The organism is Oceanobacillus polygoni (genome assembly GCF_008304605.1).
GTDB lineage: Bacteria > Bacillota > Bacilli > Bacillales > Amphibacillaceae > Oceanobacillus > Oceanobacillus polygoni.
The window spans coordinates 1-1,581 of the sequence record NZ_PIJY01000055.1 but is presented as its reverse complement, the minus strand read 5'-3'; the positions used below and the strand labels follow the sequence as shown (position 1 = coordinate 1,581).

The 1,581-nt window shown below is 35.5% G+C and carries 1 pseudogene; it reads right to left on the bottom strand.

The features are described 5' to 3' along the window. Window positions 1-867: 867 nt before the first annotated feature. Window positions 868-1,275, bottom strand: a pseudogene (locus F1560_RS21150) (EamA family transporter); the annotation flags it as partial. Window positions 1,276-1,581 lie beyond the last annotated feature (306 nt).

Genomic DNA, 1,581 nt, shown 5'->3' with positions numbered 1-1,581 from the left:
GGTGTATACTTGCTTTTAAAGAAATTAGAAGGAGAAATCAATAACAAGGGTACAGTACTATACACAAAGCGCCCATAGTAGGCACCAAAATAAGTGAACAAATAGCAATAACTGGATGTTGGGGACCATAGTTGTTGTTTCGGACAACTTGTATGGGTAGCGTCGGGAAAATGCAGATATACAACTTAAGCAAATTAGAGCATGATAGGTTGGTTCCTTTACAGTGTTTAGGAACCAATTTTCTGATTTAGTTTATTAAGCTAAAGCCCCCGATTATGGAAGATTTGAATGATAACGTTATCCTTTAGTTAGATACTCTTCTTTATTATTAAGCCTCTGCTAGCATTAGCTTGAAATTCTTATAATACTGTTTTTGTTTCTACTCACAACCTCTATTCACCAGGTGATCTTTTTTTAGATATTTATATTCATTACCCTCTAAATCTATAGTTGGGAAAATGCGAATCACCTCTTTAGTTACCCTTAGCATTTCATCTATTGTGTTTAAATGAAATTGGAATCCTAAACTATCAGTATACATAAATAGGAAGGAAGTGAGACGACAATAATAAATCGTGATTATCTTTAAATGGTAAAAATGGTAATGCAACGGGGATATAATGTTTATTATGTTCTCTCACATCACTTGAACAATCCTTTAAAGCATTCATCGCTGAGCTCGTAAGCTTCAATGTCATTAAAATAATCCCATACATAATTAGACCTCGCCTTTTTCATACCTTCCATAGCGTGCTCTAAGTCATGATAACCTTTGCTCTCAAGGGAACTACCGAATGATCATAGGGAATGTCCCCTACTGTTACATCTAATCCGTACTGATTAGTTACTTTCGTAAAAGAACATGCTCCCGCGGATAACAGCGCCGTTTACAGCGATTCCCATCGCCAATAATGCAGACTTCGTCGTGCGTGTATAAAATAAAGCCACCATCAATCAAACGATAGGCTGCAAAGCAAGAATGATTGTTGAACTTGCGACAGAAGTTTAACAATCCGAACCATAGTGCAAAATGTAATGCTAGAAATAATCCTGAAAAGAATAACAATAGCCATTCCTTTTGGGATATTTTTTGGAATTCTTCCCGCCTTGTCCAGACAAAGGGGAATAATAAAATCGCTGCCATCCACATGCGGTACATACTGGATCGTTGCCGGTGCTTCAGACCCTTTTAACGAAGATGGCAGAGAATGATATTGCGATAATTGAGACGAATAACGGCAAAACAATCAACTTTGAAGAGTTTTCATTATTCAATGTTACATTCTCCTTGTTAGCTTAGAATGGGATATTGCATGATAGCTCGATTATACTTAAGGAAACAAGAGGGATAAGGAGAGCGCAATTTATGCGGCGATAGTTTTTCCTTTCTGTTTTAGGATATAAATGCTCATCGATGTAAAAATAAGCTTTGTTTAACATCAACTAAATATCATATCTTATAAATATGAAAAATATAATATTAAATAGACGAATACACATTTTTCCTTGTTTGCATATACTGCTAAGGGCTTTCGAGAAAAGGAGTGTGTAAAAATGAGTGAAAAATGGAATATTAATGAT